Genomic DNA, 15,996 nt, shown 5'->3' with positions numbered 1-15,996 from the left:
CGGCGCACGGGCGTCATGACACACGCTGCAGGAGGGGAATGGCAGGATATGGCCGCCAGTATCAAGACACCGCCACCGGACAAAAGCCGAACCATGAGCCTGAGCAACAGCGGGCCCGAGCGGCCTTCTGGTTTCTGGCTCCCATGCTTGTTCTCCTCGTACTCGTCGCCGCATGGCCGCTGGCGCGCTCCATCTGGTTTTCGCTGACGGACACCAAGCTCGACAATCTCTATGGTGGCAGTTTCGTCGGCCTCGACAATTACCTGCGCTGGCGGGTACTGGAGTCCGGCCGCATCCGTTGGGGCGGCACGCTTGCCGACCCCGCCTGGTGGAATGCTGTGTGGAACACGGTGCGCTTCGCGCTCGTCTCCGTCACGCTGGAGACGATCCTCGGGCTGCTGGTGGCGCTGGTCCTGAATGCGGAATTCAGGGGGCGCGGCTTGGGCGCGCGGCCATCCTCATTCCCTGGGCCATTCCGACCATCGTCTCCGCCAAAATGTGGGCCTGGATGCTCAACGACCAGTTCGGCATCCTCAATGACATGCTGCTGCGCGTCGGACTGATTTCGCAGAACATCGCCTTCACCGCCCGGCCGGAAACCGCAATGTGGGCCGTTCTGGTCGTGGATATCTGGAAGACGACGCCCTTCATGGCGCTGCTGTGCCTTGCCGGCCTCCAGATGATCCCCCGAGACATGTACGAGGCCGCCAAGCTCGATGGGATCCATCCCGTGCGGGTCTTTTTCAAGGTGACGTTGCCCCTGGTGCGCCCGGCCCTGATGGTCGCCGTCATTTTCCGGCTTCTGGATGCGCTACGCATCTTCGACCTGATCTATGTGCTGACGCCGAACTCCTCGGCCACCAAGACCATGTCGATCATCAGCCGCGAGAACATGATCGAATTCAACAACTTCGCCTATGGATCGGCACAGTCCTCGCTGCTCTTCGCCATCATCGCGATCTTCGTGTCGCTCTACATCTGGCTGGGCAAGGTCGACTTGAGCGGGAGTGCAGGCAAATGACCCTCTCGGATATCTTCTGGAAGGTGATGTTCTACTGCGCCGTGGCGCTGATCGTGCTCGTCGCCGTCTTCCCGTTCTACTACGCGATCCTCACGAGCTTCGAGACCGGCACGGCGATCTTCCGGGTCAACTATCTGCCGGAAAGCTTCAACCTCGACAATTACCGCGCCGTGCTCGGTGGCGCCAACTTCCTGCGCTCCGTGGCCAATTCGGTGCTGATCGCCACGGTGACGGTCGCAGGCGCACTCCTGCTTGCCGTGACGGCGGCCTATGCGCTGGCGCGGGTGCGCTTTCGCGGTCGTGGACTTCTGTTGATGACGATTCTGGCCGTCTCCATGTTCCCGCAGATCGCGGTGTTGGCCGGCCATTTCGAACTGGTGCGCTTTCTCGGCATCTTCAACACGCCGTTTGCGATGATCCTCTCCTACACGATCTTCACCCTGCCCTTCACCGTCTGGGTGCTGACCACCTTCATGCGCGATCTGCCGCTGGAGATCGAGGAAGCCGCGATTGTCGATGGCGCCACACCTTGGGTCTTCATCACCCAGGTCTTCATGCCGCTCCTCTGGCCCGCGCTGGTCACCACCGGGCTTCTCGCCTTCATCGGCGCCTGGAACGAGTTCCTCTTCGCGCTGACCTTCACCGCTTCGGAAACGCAGCGCACCGTGCCGGTCGCCATCGCGCTTCTGTCCGGCGCGAGCCAGCAGGAGGTTCCCTGGGGGCCGATCATGGCAGCCTCGGTTCTGGTCACGATTCCCCTGATCATCCTCGTCCTCATTTTCCAACGCAAGATCGTGGCCGGCCTGACGGCTGGTGGCGTCAAAGGCTGAGCGGAGAGTTCCATGGCCAATATCCAGATGAAAGCCGTCCGCAAGAGCTTCGGCGTCCTCGAAGTCATCAAGGGCGTCGACCTCGAGATCCGCAAGGGCGAGTTCATGGTCTTCGTCGGCCCCTCCGGCTGCGGCAAGTCCACGCTGCTGCGCATGATCGCCGGCCTTGAAAGCATCACCTCCGGAGACCTTCTCTTCGATGGCGAGCGCGTCAACACGGTCATTCCGTCCAAGCGCGGCATCGCCATGGTGTTCCAGTCCTACGCGCTCTATCCGCACATGAAAGTGCGCGAGAACATGGCCTTCGGCATGAAGCTCGCCGGTGCATCGGAAGAAGAACGCAACGAGCGCGTCGCGAGGGCGGCACGCATGCTGCAGATCGACCACCTGCTCGACCGTCTGCCGAAGGAACTTTCCGGCGGCCAGCGCCAGCGCGTGGCGATCGGCCGGGCCATCACCCGCGACCCCCGCGTCTTCCTCTTCGACGAGCCGCTGTCGAATCTCGATGCGGCCTTGCGCGTTGCCACACGCCTTGAGATCGCCAAGCTGCACCATGAGATGAATGACGTAACGATGATCTACGTCACGCATGATCAGGTGGAGGCGATGACGCTCGCCGATCGCATCTGCGTGCTCAGGGACGGACGCGTCGAGCAGGTGGGAACGCCGAGCGACCTCTACGAAAAACCCAACTCCATCTTCGTCGCCGGCTTCATTGGCTCACCGAGGATGAATTTCCTCGACGGCGCGCGCGCTGCCAAACACGGCTGCCACACACTCGGCATCCGCTCCGAACACATCGACATCGTGGCTGATGGCGAAGGCGAATGGACCGGAACCGTCATCCACGCCGAGGATCTCGGCTCCGACAACTATCTCTTCGTGGAGATCGGTGCTGCCGAACCGCTGATCGTGCGCCGCCCCGGCAAGCTCGACCACGCCAACGGCACACACCTGAACCTGCGCCCGCAAGCACAGCATCTGCATCGTTTCGATGCCGAAGGCCGGCCCGTTTCGCAAAGCTGAGGGAACGATCGGCAGCACAAGCGCATCGAGCGCTGCGTGCAACAGCAGGTCGGCCAGCCGGCCTGCCTGTCGTCGGTCAGGCGTGCCTTGACGTTGGCAGATGCGGATCCCTCATGTGGAACGGGATCCAAGACTGAGAAGCCATGTGTGCACGGCGGCAGCCCGTGGCGTGAGGGGGCGCCCTTTGCGGTAGACCAGAAGGAAATCATTGCCGGTCGTCTGCTGTTCCTTCAGGGGGCGTACCAGGGCGCCGCTGGCGACGAGGTCTCCCACGGAGTGCTGCCCGCCGAGACCGATTCCTGCTCCGGCCAGCACGGCATGAACCACCAGAATATAGTTGTTGAAGGTCGAGACACCGCCCGGCAGCGTGTAATTCAGGCCATAATGGCCGAGGAACTCCCACCAGGTTGCGCCTTCGTAATAATGGCTGTCGAGATGCAAGAGGTTATGGGCCTCCCCACTGACCGTGACTCCTTTTGCTTTTCAAACGGCGGTTAATCTGAATCTCTGGTGCAAACCGGAAGTTTGGGATGCGAACAGGAACTTCACTAGAGGCAGATTTTGATGCTGAAGGTCTTCGGCGTTTGGCTCGGCAAAGCAAGCATGCGGCCCAGGCGCGTCGATTGCTGGCGTTTGCGCTGATCTATGACGGCGGTTCGCGCCTGGATGCGGCGCGGCTGGGCAATGTCACTCGTCAGATCGTGCGGGACTGGGTCATGCGGTTCAATACGAACGGACCTGATGGGCTGATCGATGGCAAGGCTCCTGGCCCCAAGTCACTGCTGAACGATGTTCAGCGGGCGGCCCTGGCAAAGGCCATCGAACGGGGGCCGACACCCTATCTCGACGGTGTCGTGCTCTGGCGTCTGTGCGATCTGGCCCAATGGATTTGGGGGGAGTTTCACGTCTCGGTGAGCGAGCAGACGCTCAGCCGGGAGGTGCGCGCCATGGGTTACCGCAAGCTCGCTGCCCGCCCGAAACATTATGCGCAGGACCCTCAAGCCATTGAGGATTTTTAAATAACTTCCCCGCCGCAGTGGCAGAGATCGCAAGCGGGGCGGCTCAAGGCAAACGAATAGACATCTGGTACCAGGATGAGGCCCGGATTGGTCAAAGGAACAAGATCACCCGCCATTGGGCAAAGCGGGGATCAAGGCCATCCGCACCACACGACCAGCGAACCCGCTCGGCCTACATCTTCGATGCCATCTGCCCCAAGCAGGGCAAAGCGGCGGCGTTGGTCATGCCTTGGTGCGACACCTACGCGATGACGCAGCACCTGGCTGAAATCTCTCGGCACGTGGCCGATGATGCGCATTCCATCCTCATCATGGATCAGGCGGCATGGCACATGTCCAATAATCTCGTCATCCTAGGCAACATCTCGATCCTGCCACTGCCGCCGAAGTCGCCGGAACTGAACCCGGTGGAAAATCTCTGGCACTTCATGCATGAAAACTGGCTGTCGAACCGCGTCTTCAAGTCTATGACGATATCGTCGCTCACTGCTGTGACGCTTGGCGAAAGCCCCAAAACCAGCCTTGGCGCATCATGTCCATCGGACGAAGAGAATGGGCAAATGGGTTCTGATCAGTGAGGACCCGTATAAGGAGCCGCCGCCGTGCAGATCAAATCCCGAATGAACGTCTATTTCGAGCCAGACCTGTTGAAGAAGGTCGAGGCGCTGGCGCCACGTCGCAACGTGTCCAAGTCCGCCGTGATCGAAGCCGCCGTCGCGTCCTTCCTGTCGGCTGATGCCTCCGAACGGCTGGAGGCGGTGTTCGCTCGCCGCATGGACAAGTTCGGCCGACAGGTCGAAGGGCTGGACGAGGATCTCGCCATCCTCGGTGAGACGCTGTCGCTGTTCACCTGCTTCTGGCTGACCGTGACCCCGCCGCTGCCCGATAGCGCGCAGGCGTCGGCCGGTGCAAAGGGCGCGGAGCGGTTCGACCAGTTCCTGCAATTGCTGGGGCGAAGGCTGGCGACCGGCGATCGGTTTCTGAAGGAACTATAGCGGGACATAGACGGCCATGGTTGATCATAACCCGGCAATTGATCCAACCCCGGACGCCATTCGCACGCGGCCGCCGACAATCCAGCGACCCCAGAACTGCTGCGACAGCTATGTTGGGTTGTAGCGCGTGGCGGTGAACTGGTCGGACACCGCGCAAGATTTCGTATCCCGGAACCCCGCTTCCCGAAGAAGGGCGCGGATGGCCGTATCGCCGAAGGATACTCCACTTCCCTTCGGATAGACGGTCCAGAGCGGCAGGGTAGGAAAGCAGCCGTGAATCCGTCGCGCCTCCGCCAGAGTGCCCGGATTGTCGATAACGGCGATCATCATCTGCGCCTCCGCGCCGTGCGCGACCAGGGACCCGGCTGTCGCTTCGGCCAGCGCGGCGTCCGTGATTTCGCCGATGAGCATGGCCAGGCTTCCCTTGTCGAGTCCGAGCTTGACGCGCAGGCTGGGCGGCGGCTTTGCAATGGCCGCAGCCCAGCTTTGCGCCATCTTGCCACCAAGATGGAGCCGTACCGATTCATCGGCGAACCGGAAGTGGAGGACGCCGCCGACAACGGTGACCTCCGTCATCGCCTCCTTGGGATAGCGTCGCCCAATCTCTCCGCGCAGGATCATCTCTGTGCTTTCCAGCAGCGCGCGCACCTCTCCAGCCTCGCTGCCGATCTCCGCATGGATCAGTGCCTCACGCCCCATCATGGATCTCCCAGTTTTTGGAACGCACAAGTCACCGCATCCAGCAAGGCGGCGTCGGTCCGATACATCCAGAACCGGCCCCGCCGATCCAGCCGCAACAGGCCCGACTTTCGCAGAACCTTCAGATGTTCGGACACGGTGGCCAGCGACAGATCCGATAGCGCCGCCAGATCCCCCGCCGCTTGTTCCTCCGTTAGGTAAACGCGCAAAATAGCCCGCCTGTCGAGATGCCCCAGCGCCCGCAGGGCTTCGTCGAGGGCACCACTTTCCAACGTCACTTCTGGATCAGTGTCAGCAGGTGGCCGGGCCGGATCGCGCACCTGTCCCTTCCGCACCCAGCCGTTGTCGGTCGCCAGCATGACGACTGCGCCGCCCAACGCCATGACCTCAGTAAGTGCAGCGTCGAGATCGTCAACGATGGCGCCCAACGTCAATGATGCAGCCGGCGCTTTCGTGATCGCACCGCGCAAGCCAAGGGTTTCGATCTGAGCATAATCCGGTCCGCGCGGTGTGATTTACCAACCGAGAAGGCCACCGTGTAAATCCGCGAGTGCATTCAGGTCGTCGCCTGCGATATCGAGATGACCGATGGGCGCCGCAGTCTGCGTCATGTCGCCATCTCCGTCCTAAACGCATTGTTTCGGTATAGAACGAAATGTCAAGATTGGATGGTATTGACCCGTGGTTCATGAAAGAAACCGGATTTGAAGACCAGTTCTCATCACGAATGTCCTTGATGCCGGCATAAGGCGGCTACGACGAGATCTGTAGCCAATCCCGCCGATCGTCGCCTTTCCTTCGCCATGACCGCACGCGGCTAGATACGTGTTGAACCAGCCAAACTTCCGGCTCTTTTAATCATCCCCGTCGGGGAAGCGTCTGGGTCGTCCCCGTCGACATCGGGGACGGGATGGCGGGATCGCAGCAGAATTCGGAGAGTTTGACGCGCGGCGCGCGAATGCTGCGTACCGCGCTCGGCCCCGTAATCGCTCGGTTTCTGGAAGATCCCGCCGCCGTCGAGGTGATGCTGAATCCGGACGGCCGCATCTGGATCGACCGTCTCTCCGAAGGACTGTCCGATACCGGCGAACGACTGTCGCCCGCTGATGGCGAACGCATCGTGCGCCTGGTAGCGCATCATGTCGGCGCCGAGGTCCATGCCGGCGCCCCGCGCGTCTCGGCCGAACTGCCCGAGACCGGCGAGCGCTTCAAGGGGCTGTTGCCGCCGGTCGTTTCCGCACCGGCAAGAAGACGCTGACCAACGCGTTGCTCGCCGAGGCTGCAAAGACTGCCGACCGCGTCGTCATCATCGAGGATTCGCGCGAACTGCAATGCGCCGCGCCGAACCTGGTCGCGATGCGGACGAAGGATGGCGTCGCCACGCTCTCCGATCTCGTGCGCTCTTCGCTCCGCCTCCGCCCGGACCGTATTCCGATCGGCGAGGTGCGCGGCCCCGAGGCGCTCGACCTGTTGACGGCCTGGGGCCCCGACCATCCCGGCGGCATCGGCACGATCCACGCCGGCAGCGCCATCGATTGCCTTCCCGCCATACGCGAAGCGGTCGGGCCGGACTTCCCCGTCATGTTCGACGGCGGCGTGCGGCGCGGCGCGGATGTGTTTGCGCTGCTGTGCTGCGGCGTGGACTATGTCTTTGCCGGCCGGCCGTTTCTCTACGGCGCGGCGGGCTTCGGCCGGGCCGGCGTCCACCGGACGATGGAGATCTTCACCGAGGAACTTTCCGGCCTGATGCGGCAACTCGGATGCGCCGATCTCGACACATCACCGCTCGCACCTTTCATGATTGATCGTTTTCAACGCTGACAACGGGCAGATAACGTCACGGAGCGGCCATGCCGGATTGACCATTTGCAGGCCCCATGATGCATCGGTGCGATCTCACGGTCACAGTCCCAGAAATCAGACTCGCAAATTATGTATAGACATGCTCCCATGGGAAGCCTGCCATCCCATGACGAAGAGGAGAAGGAAGACATCATGACTCGCCCGAATTTCGATCTTTCCGGCCGCCGCGCCCTTGTGACCGGCGCGAGCCGCGGTATCGGGCAGGCTATTGCCGCCGCCCTTGCAGAAGCTGGCGCCGATGTGGCCATTACCGCGCGAACCGTCGAGGCGCTCGAAGAGACGCGGGCCCTTGTCGAGAGAACCGGACGCCGATGCGCGGCACTGGCGCAGGATGTGCGCGACGTAGAGGCGTGCGGCAGCGTCACGAAGGCGGCAGCGGAACACCTTGGCGGTCTCGATATCCTCATCAACAATGCCGGCTTCGAAAGCGTGCGGACCTCTTTCGATGTCGACGAGGCGCTGTGGGATCAGATCCTTTCGACCAATCTCAAGGGGGCGTTCTTCTGCGCCCAGGCTGCCGGACGCATCATGGCGGAAACGGGTGGCGGCGCGATCGTGAACCTCTGTTCGTTGACCTCCTATGTCGGCATTCCCACGGCCGTTCCTTACGGGGCGTCCAAATCCGGCCTGCTTGGCGTGACCCATGCGTTGGCTGCCGAATGGGCGGCGCACAACGTGCGCGTCAATGCCATCGCACCTGGCTATTTCCGCACCGCCATGACCGAGGTCTTTTACGAAAACGATGACTGGCAGTCGCGCATGCTGGACAAGATCCCGCAGCGCCGGTTCGGCCGGGAAAGCGATATCGGCGGCGTTGCCGTGTTTCTGTGCAGCGACGCTGCGGCCTATATCACCGGCCACTGCATTCCCGTTGACGGCGGCTATCTGGCCTCGATCTGAGACGGCACGCTCCATCACGGTTGAAAAACGGGACCGGACACCCGCGCTGGGTGCTTGTCTTTACGAACGCGGAGCAACAGAACTGGCGAGGTGCAAGGCCGACTTTTTGCACCTGCATAAAAAACACGCAATCAACGGTGCAGCGCGAAATTTATGCACATACGTTGACAATATTTGCAGGCATATGTATAGACAAGTCAATACAAGCGCGGCCGGTCGCCTGCCACCAAGACCGGAGAAAGACGCCTTGCAGTGGCCTGTCGCTGACAGGGTGAGATAGGGGAAATGTCATGGACGCTGCAGCAGCCGAACGTCGTCCGGCGGATTCCTTCGCCAGCCAGATTGCAGTCTCCGTGAAAGACGTTTGCATGTCCTTCGGCACTGTGCATGCCGTCAAGGATGCCAGCTTCGACCTTCCCAAAGGCCGCTTCCTGACCATTCTTGGCCCCTCCGGCTCGGGCAAGACGACACTGCTGCGCATGATCGCCGGTTTCGATCGGCCGACCGCCGGCGAGATCTTCATCAACGGCCAGCCGGTCAGCGCCGTTCCCCCACACCAGCGCGCCATCGGCATGGTGTTCCAGAAGCTCGCGCTCTTCCCCCACATGACGGCCGCCGAGAACGTGGCCTTCCCGCTGAAGATGCGCCGCCATGACGCCCGCGCCATTCCGGACAAGGTTGAGCGCTACCTCGATCTCGTCCGCCTTGGTGGCTACGGAAGTCGTCGCATCCACGAGCTTTCCGGCGGTCAACAGCAGCGCGTCGCCATCGCCCGCGCCCTGGTGTTCGAGCCCGATCTTCTGCTCCTTGACGAGCCACTCGCAGCCCTTGACCGCAAGCTGCGCGAGGAGATGCAACTGGAGTTCCGCCGCATCCAGAAGGAACTCGGCGTCACCACGATCAACGTCACGCATGATCAGCGCGAAGCGCTCGTCGTGTCGGACGAAGTGATCGTGATGAACGGCGGCGAGATTCAGCAGAAGGCGAGACCGGTGGATACCTATCGCACACCGTCGAACGCTTTCGTCGCCAACTTCATCGGGGTCACCAATTTCATTGAAGGCAAGGTTGTCGCCATTGCCTCGCCGAATGTGACGATTGAAGCCGACGGCATGCGTCTTTCCGGCACCGTATCCGGCGAAAAACTCGCGCTCGGCTCGACCTGTGCCGGTGCCATACGGGCGGAACAAATCCGTATCGCACCGAAGGACAGCCAACTTGAAGGTCTGTCGACGGTGGTCGAAGGCAAGGTCGAAGACTGCATCTTCGAAGGCGAACGTGTGGTTTATGAAATCCGGACCGAGGCCCTGGGGGGCGCGCGGATGCGCGTCTTCGACCACGATCCTGAATCCCATCTGCAATTCGGCCCGGGCGATGATGTTCGTCTCGGCTGGAATGCACGGGATATGCATGTCTTTCAAAAATGACCCTCAGAAGGTCGAGCCAGAGGAGAATGTATAATGTCGCATGAAAAATTCCTGACAGCCCAGCTTCGTCGCCGGACGCTGCTCGCATCGTTTGCCGCAGCCGGCGCGTCTGCGGGCCTGTCGACGCTCGGCGTCAGCCGCGCCTTCGCGCAGGAACCGGAAAAGCCGGCCGAGATCATTGTCCGGGCCTGGGGCGGTAGCTGGGTCGACGCCCTGAAGGCCGGCGTCTCCGACAGCTTTACCAAGGCAACCGGCATTGCGGTTCGCCATGACCTCACCGAAGACAACGAAATCCAGCCCAAGGTCTGGGCTGCCGTCGCGCAAAAGCGCGTTCCGCCGATCCACATCAACTGGGACACCACCACCAACGCCACGAAGTCGGCGCTGCGCGGCGTGACCGAAGACCTCTCGGACCTGCCGAACCTCAAGGACGCGACCGACCTCGCAAAGCCGGTCGGCCTCGACGGCTATCCGATCGTCAATACCTACGGCTACGTCTATGTCCTGGCGTACCGCCCGTCAGCCTTCCCGAATGGCGCGCCGAAGTCCTGGAAGGACTTGCTCGACCCGAAGCTGAAGGGCCGCATCGCGCTCTACAATGACGGTATCGGCTTCCACTTCCCGGCACAGGTTGCAGGTGGCGGCAAGCTGGAGGATATCCCCGGCAACATGCAGCCGGCCTGGGACTTCATCTCGAAGATCAAGGAACAGCAGCCGCTCCTCGGCGAAGACCCTGATTTCACCACTTGGTTCCAGAAGGGCGAAATCGACGCCGCCTGCACCATTTCCACCAACGCCCGCGAAGCCAAGAAGAACGGCATCGACATCGCCTGGGTCGTTCCGGAAGAGGGCGCCAAATTCGACACCGACGGCCTGTGGATTCCAAAGGGCCTGCCGGAAAATGAACTCTACTGGGCAAAGCAGTACATCAACCATGCACTGACCAAAGAAGCCCAGCAGATTTGGCTCGACGGCCTCGGCCTTCCGGGCGTCATTCCCGGCGTGACCCCGCCGGCAGACCTCGTTGGCGATCCATCCTACCCGACAACCGAGGAAGAATTCAAACACCTGATCCGCATCTCTTCCAAGATCCAGGTCGAGAACGAGAGCCAGTGGTTCGCGAAGTTCAAGGAAATCATGCAGGGCTGAGACCCTGTGCTGCCCGCCGTCCCCTGTGGCGGCGGGCATCCCTTTTCGTGACTTAGACATTCCGCGGTCCCCCCGGCAAAGGCGCTTCGTGTCTTTGCCGGAACCGCCCGAGGATCGGTATCATGCGCGCTTCCCGTGTCGCATATCCCATGACGTGGCGCGTCATGGATGTGCTCGAACGCCTTGCGGCCATTGTCTGGCCATCCAGCTTCCAGAAGGGCCTGCCCTATCTGATGCTGCTGCCGGCAATCGTTCTCGTCGGCCTTCTGGTTCTCGGCCTCATCCAGATCGGCGATACGAGCCTGCGGACGCTGGATACCAACACGTTCCTGATGTCCGAGACCTACACGCTGGCCAATTACCAGCGCGCCCTGACCGAGACGTTCTTCGCAACCGTCGCCGGGCGCAGCCTCATGGGCTCGGTGATCGTGACCGTGATCACCCTGATCTTTGCCTTCCCCTATGCCTACCTGATGGTGCGCACGCCCTCCTCCGCGCTGCGCAAGGTCCTGCTGGTGGCGCTGTTCCTGCCATTCTTCATCGGCCAGGTGGTGCGCGCCTATGGCTGGCTCATCATCCTCGGCAATCAGGGCATGGTGAACGAAGCACTCGGCCTTGTCGGCGTCCCGCCGATGCGCCTGCTCTATAACTACCCGGCTGTTCTGTTCGGGCTCGTGCAATACATGCTGCCCTTCGCCGTGCTCATGCTTGCGCCTGCGCTGACGGCCATTCCGAGCGAGCTTGAGGCCGCAGCCGCATCGCTCGGCGCAAGCTGGGTGCGCACATTCCGGCACGTCGTCCTGCCCCTCTCCCGCCCCGGCCTCGTCGGTGCCGGGCTCGTGGTCATCACGCTTTCCCTGACCGATTTCGCCATTCCCGCCATTCTGGGCGGCGGCACGCAGGACTTCATAGCCAACGCCATTTACGACCAGTTCTTCCGCACCTCCGATCAGGGGCTGGGGGCGACACTGTCTCTGCTGCTCGTCGCCGTCGGCTCCATCCTCGTCGGCGTGGTCTTCATGCTCTTCGGTGCCGGCACGCTCGCCATGGGAGGCGATCGCAAATGACCGGTAGCCGCAGCAAATCCATCGTCATCTGGGCCTTCGTCGCGACCGCCCTCCTGATGCTTTCGGCACCGACCATCGTGGTTCTCGGCGCCTCGTTCACCTCGGGCAACATCATTACTTTCCCGCCGGAAGGTTTTTCGCTGCAATGGTATAGCAAGATCGCCAATGCCACCGATCTCAGGCAGGCCTTTTTCCGCTCGCTGATCGTGGCCACGATCTGCACGCTGGTGTCCATTCCCGTCGGCACGCTGGCTGGAATCGCACTGGCCAAGTACCGCGTGCGCTTTGCCCGTTCCATCCAGATCTACCTGCTCCTGCCTTTCACCATCCCGCTGATCGGCTCGGGCATCGGCATGATGCTCGTGTTCGGCCAGATGGGCGTGGTCGGCAATCTCTGGCCGGTCGGCATCGCCTGTTCCGTCATCAATCTGCCCTTCATGATCTGGGCGGTGACGGCAAGTGCCAGCAACCTTTCGCCCGACCTTGAACTGGCAGCAGCCAATTGCGGCGCCCCGCCGCTGCAGCGCTTCCTCTACATCACCCTGCCGGCCGTGCTACCCGGCGTCATTACCGGTTCGCTTCTGATGTTCATTCTCGCGCTCAATGAGTTCCTCGTCAGCCTGTTGCTGGTCGATGCGCGCAGCGTCACGCTGCCGGTGCAGATCTACAATTCCATCCGCTCGATCATTACCCCCGATCTCGCCGCCATCTCGGTGGTGTTCATCGCCTGCGCCGGTATCGCGATCGCGCTGCTCGACCGCCTCGTCGGTCTCGACATCTTCCTCAAATCAAAATGACCCATGGCCTTTGGCCGGACATCAAGGACAAGACGATGGCATCAGTGTCTTTCTACGAATATTCAAAGCTCGACGCGAATGAAAAGGCCGCCCTGCTGCGCCGCTCGGAAAGCGACATCTCAAGCTTCATCGAAAAGGTCGCGCCAATCCTCGAGGCCGTCCGCACCGAGGGTGACAAGGCGCTGGCCCGCTTCGGGCGCGAACTCGACAAGGCGAATGTAACGGAAGCCAATCTGAAGGTGAGCGAGGCGGAATTCGACGCGGCGTTCAAGCTGGTCGATGCAACCGTCATCGAATCCATCCGGTTCGGCATCGACAACATTCGCCACTTCCACGAGGAGCAGAAGCCCGAGGCCATGTGGCTGAAGGAAATCCGCCCCGGCGCTTTCGCCGGCGACCGCTTCACGCCGATCCAGTCGGTCGCGCTCTACGTGCCGCGCGGCAAGGGGTCCTTTCCCTCCGTCACGATGATGACCTCCGTCCCTGCCGTTGTCGCAGGCGTGCCGAACCTTGCGATCGTCACACCGCCCGCGCCCGATGGAACCGTCGATGCCGCGACGCTCGTTGCTGCGCGTCTCGCAGGCGTTGAAACCGTCTACAAGGTGGGTGGCGCGCAGGCTGTGGCCGCCGTCGCCTATGGGACCGAGACCGTCCAGCCGGCGCTCAAGATCGTCGGCCCTGGCAGCCCCTGGGTGGTTGCCGCCAAGCGTTCGCTGTCCGGCGTGATCGATACGGGCCTCCCCGCAGGGCCGTCCGAAGTGATGATCCTTGCCGATGACACCGTCCACGGTGGCCTGGCAGCGCTTGATCTGCTCATCGAGGCCGAACACGGCCCGGACTCCTCCGCTTACCTCGTCACCCACAGCCGCCGTGTCGCCGAGGAAGCGCTTGCCGCGCTCCCGGACCATTGGGCCAAGATGACCGACCAGCGCGTCAGCTTCTCCAAGACCGTGTTGACCGGCAAGACCGGAGGCATCGTGCTGACCTCCTCGATTGAGGAGAGCTATGACTTCGTCAATGCCTATGCGCCGGAACACCTCGAGCTGCTGTCGGAAGAGCCTTTCGTCCATCTCGGTCATATCACCGAAGCTTCTGAAATCCTGATGGGCAAGCATACGCCGGTCAGCATCGCCAATTTCGCGCTCGGCCCGAATGCCGTTCTGCCGACGAGCCGCTGGGCACGCACCTTCGGCCCGCTCTCCGTCACCGACTTCGTCAAGCGCAGCTCGATCGGTTACGTGACCCCGCCCGCCTATCCGGAATTTGCCAAGCATGCGCACAATCTGGCGATCTACGAAGGCTTTTCCTCGCATGCGCTGGCAGTGTCCCCCGTGCGCGATGCCTACCTGAAGAAGGGTGCCTGAGCCATGAAGGCCGTGCGGCTTCATGAGGCGAAGGATCTGCGTGTGGAGGAGGTGGCAAAGCCATCGGCTCCACCGGCCGGTTTCGTCACTCTTCAGATCAGGGCTGCGGGCATCTGCGGCTCGGACCTTCATAATTACCGCACGGGACAATGGATATCCCGCCGTCCTTCCACAGCCGGCCATGAATTCTGCGGCCGCGTGATCGCGATCGGCGATGATGTCAGCCATCTCGCCATCGGCGATGTCGTTTCCTCCGACTCCCGGATGTGGTGCGGCACGTGCCCGGCCTGCACGAGTGGCCGCAGCAATGTGTGCGAAAACCTCGGCTTCGTGGGCGAAGTTTGCAACGGCGGCTTTGCCGAGGAAGCACAGGTGCCGGCAAAACTGCTCGTTCGTCACGATCCGCAGCTTTCGCCGCATATCGCGGCCATGGCCGAGCCACTCGCCGTAGCGCTGCATGCGGTTCGAAGACTTGCAGTTCCGAGGGGTGAGCCGGTGCTGATCGTAGGATGCGGCACCATCGGCGGGCTGTGCGCGCTGCTTCTTGCCCGTCTGCACGATGGCCCGCTGCTGCTCTCCGATCTCAACGCCGAGAAAGCCGCGCTGGTGGCAGATGTCACGGGCGGCAAGGTCACATCCGTGGACAAGGGCGAGATCGAGGCCGCGCTTTCCGGCGGTCGTCTTCGCCATGCCTTGGACGCCACCGGCAGCATCCAGGCGATTGCCCGCGCGATCGACCTGCTCTCCGGCGGTGGCGGCCTCGCTCTCGTCGGCATCAGCCATGGCAAGCTGGATTTCGATCCCAACATTCTCGTCGAGCGCGAAATCTCGCTGATCGGCTGCCATGCCTTTTCAGACGAACTGCCGGAAGCCGTGGCATTGCTGAGCGATCTCGCACCCGCACTGCAGCGCTTCATCGAGGTCCTGCCTTCGCTCGACGATGTGCCGGCCGCCTATGAGCGCCTCCTGCGCGGCGAGAGCAAGGCGCTGAAAACCATCATCGACGTGGCGGAATAATCCGCCGCGCCCCTTCCTTTGAATGCCGGCGCGCGATGCGAAGGCGGAGACAGTGACCATGACCGCACTTTCAGATTCCGCCTCACCGCTCTACGAGAAGGTCAAGGATTTTGTCCTCGGCAATATCGGGACCGGAAAGTGGGCCCGCAACAGCCGTCTTCCTTCGGAGAACGAACTCGTCTCCACACTCGGCGTTTCGCGCATGACCGTGCATCGGGCGCTGCGCGAGCTGACCTCGGAAGGGCACCTGCGCCGCATCCAGGGCGTCGGCACCTTCGTCGCACCACCCAGGCCGCAATCGACACTGATCGAGATCAGCAACATCATCACCGAAATCAAGGCGCGCGGCAGCCGTCACCGGGCCGAAGTGGTGGTTCTGGAACGCATCATGCGGCCTGAACCCGAACTCTTGCTCGCATTCGAGTTTGAAACGACGAAGCCGGTGGACCATTCCGTCGTGATCCATTTCGAGAACGATCTGCCGGTGCAGCTTGAGGAGCGCTACGTCAATCCGAGTCTTGTTTCAGGCTACGTCGACCAGGATTTCACGACCAGCGCGACCTACGACTATCTTCAGAACGCAACGCCGCTGACCGAGGTGGAACACCTCATCAGTGCCCTGCCAGCCAGCGAAACCCATGCGCGTCTTCTGCAAATCCGTACCGGCGACAGCTGCCTTGTCCTGCATCGCAAGACCTGGACCGGCCCGATCGTCGCCACCGTCAACACGCTGACCTACGTCGGCAGCCGCTATTCTCTCGGCAGTCGCTATCTGCACGGCAGCAAGTGAACACCTATCCGGAATGAATGCCATGACCCAGC

15 protein-coding genes and 3 pseudogenes are annotated in these 15,996 nt (G+C 62.1%); 15 read left to right on the top strand and 3 right to left on the bottom strand.

Annotated elements, in window-relative coordinates; genetic code table 11:
- Positions 1-143: 143 nt before the first annotated feature.
- From F3H41_RS13605 to F3H41_RS13595, 3 genes and pseudogenes are all read left to right on the top strand, one after another.
- Positions 144-1,021, top strand: a pseudogene (locus F3H41_RS13605) (sugar ABC transporter permease).
- Entirely contained in the window at positions 1,018-1,851 is an 834-nt protein-coding gene (locus F3H41_RS13600) for a carbohydrate ABC transporter permease (RefSeq protein WP_149739237.1), read from the top strand. Before F3H41_RS13605 ends, F3H41_RS13600 begins: the two are co-directional and overlap by 4 nt.
- Before the next feature lie 12 nt (positions 1,852-1,863).
- On the top strand, positions 1,864-2,877 hold the full coding sequence (locus tag F3H41_RS13595; protein WP_149739236.1) for an ATP-binding cassette domain-containing protein: 1,014 nt from the start codon (positions 1,864-1,866) through the stop codon (positions 2,875-2,877).
- A 111-nt stretch (positions 2,878-2,988) separates the two neighbouring features.
- Here the strand turns inward: F3H41_RS13595 and F3H41_RS13590 are convergent, their stop codons facing one another.
- Positions 2,989-3,318 carry a LysR substrate-binding domain-containing protein gene (locus tag F3H41_RS13590; RefSeq protein WP_149739235.1) on the bottom strand — a complete coding sequence of 110 codons (330 nt, stop codon included), beginning with the start codon at positions 3,316-3,318 and terminating at the stop codon, positions 2,989-2,991.
- 89 nt (positions 3,319-3,407) lie between these two features.
- On the opposite strand from F3H41_RS13590, the pseudogene F3H41_RS13585 reads away from it, so the two are divergent.
- Together F3H41_RS13585 and F3H41_RS13580 are read left to right on the top strand one after the other, a co-directional pair.
- Positions 3,408-4,467 (top strand): annotated as a pseudogene (locus tag F3H41_RS13585) (IS630 family transposase).
- Positions 4,468-4,498: 31 nt separating this feature from the next.
- Positions 4,499-4,891, top strand: coding sequence for a CopG family transcriptional regulator (locus F3H41_RS13580; protein WP_149739234.1), 393 nt, complete (start codon positions 4,499-4,501; stop codon positions 4,889-4,891).
- A 108-nt stretch (positions 4,892-4,999) separates the two neighbouring features.
- On the opposite strand, the gene F3H41_RS13575 is transcribed toward F3H41_RS13580, so the two are convergent.
- Together F3H41_RS13575 and F3H41_RS13570 are read right to left on the bottom strand one after the other, a co-directional pair.
- Positions 5,000-5,593, bottom strand: coding sequence for a hypothetical protein (locus F3H41_RS13575; protein ID WP_149739233.1), 594 nt, complete (start codon positions 5,591-5,593; stop codon positions 5,000-5,002).
- A complete protein-coding gene (locus tag F3H41_RS13570) occupies positions 5,590-6,060 on the bottom strand; it encodes a helix-turn-helix domain-containing protein (protein ID WP_149739232.1) in 471 nt (156 codons plus the stop codon). The genes F3H41_RS13575 and F3H41_RS13570 overlap by 4 nt, the downstream gene beginning before the upstream one ends.
- A gap of 440 nt (positions 6,061-6,500) precedes the next feature.
- Between F3H41_RS13570 and F3H41_RS13565 the strand changes: the two are divergent.
- The 10 genes and pseudogenes from F3H41_RS13565 to hutC all read left to right on the top strand — a co-directional run.
- A pseudogene (locus tag F3H41_RS13565) lies at positions 6,501-7,123 on the top strand (ATPase, T2SS/T4P/T4SS family); the annotation flags it as partial.
- Positions 7,103-7,411: an alpha-hydroxy-acid oxidizing protein gene (locus F3H41_RS21555; RefSeq protein ID WP_244616202.1), complete on the top strand. Its 309-nt coding sequence runs from the start codon at positions 7,103-7,105 to the stop codon at positions 7,409-7,411. The pseudogene F3H41_RS13565 and the gene F3H41_RS21555, both read left to right, overlap by 21 nt.
- A gap of 174 nt (positions 7,412-7,585) precedes the next feature.
- Positions 7,586-8,353: a glucose 1-dehydrogenase gene (locus F3H41_RS13560; protein WP_149739231.1), complete on the top strand. Its 768-nt coding sequence runs from the start codon at positions 7,586-7,588 to the stop codon at positions 8,351-8,353.
- Positions 8,354-8,643: 290 nt separating this feature from the next.
- The gene (locus F3H41_RS13555) at positions 8,644-9,780 is read left to right on the top strand and encodes an ABC transporter ATP-binding protein (RefSeq protein WP_149739230.1); all 1,137 of its coding nucleotides are present in this window, start codon (positions 8,644-8,646) and stop codon (positions 9,778-9,780) included.
- A gap of 33 nt (positions 9,781-9,813) precedes the next feature.
- Positions 9,814-10,929, top strand: a complete 1,116-nt coding sequence (locus F3H41_RS13550) for a PotD/PotF family extracellular solute-binding protein (protein ID WP_149739229.1) — start codon at positions 9,814-9,816, stop codon at positions 10,927-10,929.
- Positions 10,930-11,051: 122 nt separating this feature from the next.
- The gene (locus tag F3H41_RS13545) at positions 11,052-11,996 is read left to right on the top strand and encodes an ABC transporter permease (RefSeq protein WP_149739228.1); all 945 of its coding nucleotides are present in this window, start codon (positions 11,052-11,054) and stop codon (positions 11,994-11,996) included.
- Complete coding sequence (locus F3H41_RS13540) at positions 11,993-12,793, top strand: ABC transporter permease (RefSeq protein ID WP_149739227.1); 801 nt, start codon at positions 11,993-11,995, stop codon at positions 12,791-12,793. Before F3H41_RS13545 ends, F3H41_RS13540 begins: the two co-directional genes overlap by 4 nt.
- Complete coding sequence (hisD, locus tag F3H41_RS13535) at positions 12,790-14,157, top strand: histidinol dehydrogenase (RefSeq protein WP_149739226.1); 1,368 nt, start codon at positions 12,790-12,792, stop codon at positions 14,155-14,157. Before F3H41_RS13540 ends, hisD begins: the two co-directional genes overlap by 4 nt.
- Before the next feature lie 3 nt (positions 14,158-14,160).
- Positions 14,161-15,174 (top strand): alcohol dehydrogenase catalytic domain-containing protein, encoded by a 1,014-nt coding sequence (locus tag F3H41_RS13530; protein ID WP_149739225.1) that lies wholly within the window; start codon positions 14,161-14,163, stop codon positions 15,172-15,174.
- 58 nt (positions 15,175-15,232) lie between these two features.
- The gene (gene hutC / locus F3H41_RS13525) at positions 15,233-15,964 is read left to right on the top strand and encodes a histidine utilization repressor (RefSeq protein ID WP_149739224.1); all 732 of its coding nucleotides are present in this window, start codon (positions 15,233-15,235) and stop codon (positions 15,962-15,964) included.
- Positions 15,965-15,996: the final 32 nt, after the last annotated feature.

The sequence above is a fragment of the Rhizobium sp. RU20A genome (genome assembly GCF_900155885.1).
In the GTDB taxonomy this organism is placed as follows: Bacteria; Pseudomonadota; Alphaproteobacteria; order Rhizobiales; family Rhizobiaceae; genus RU20A.
The sequence above is the reverse complement of the archived record's forward strand: the minus strand, read 5'-3'. Positions and strand labels throughout refer to the sequence as shown.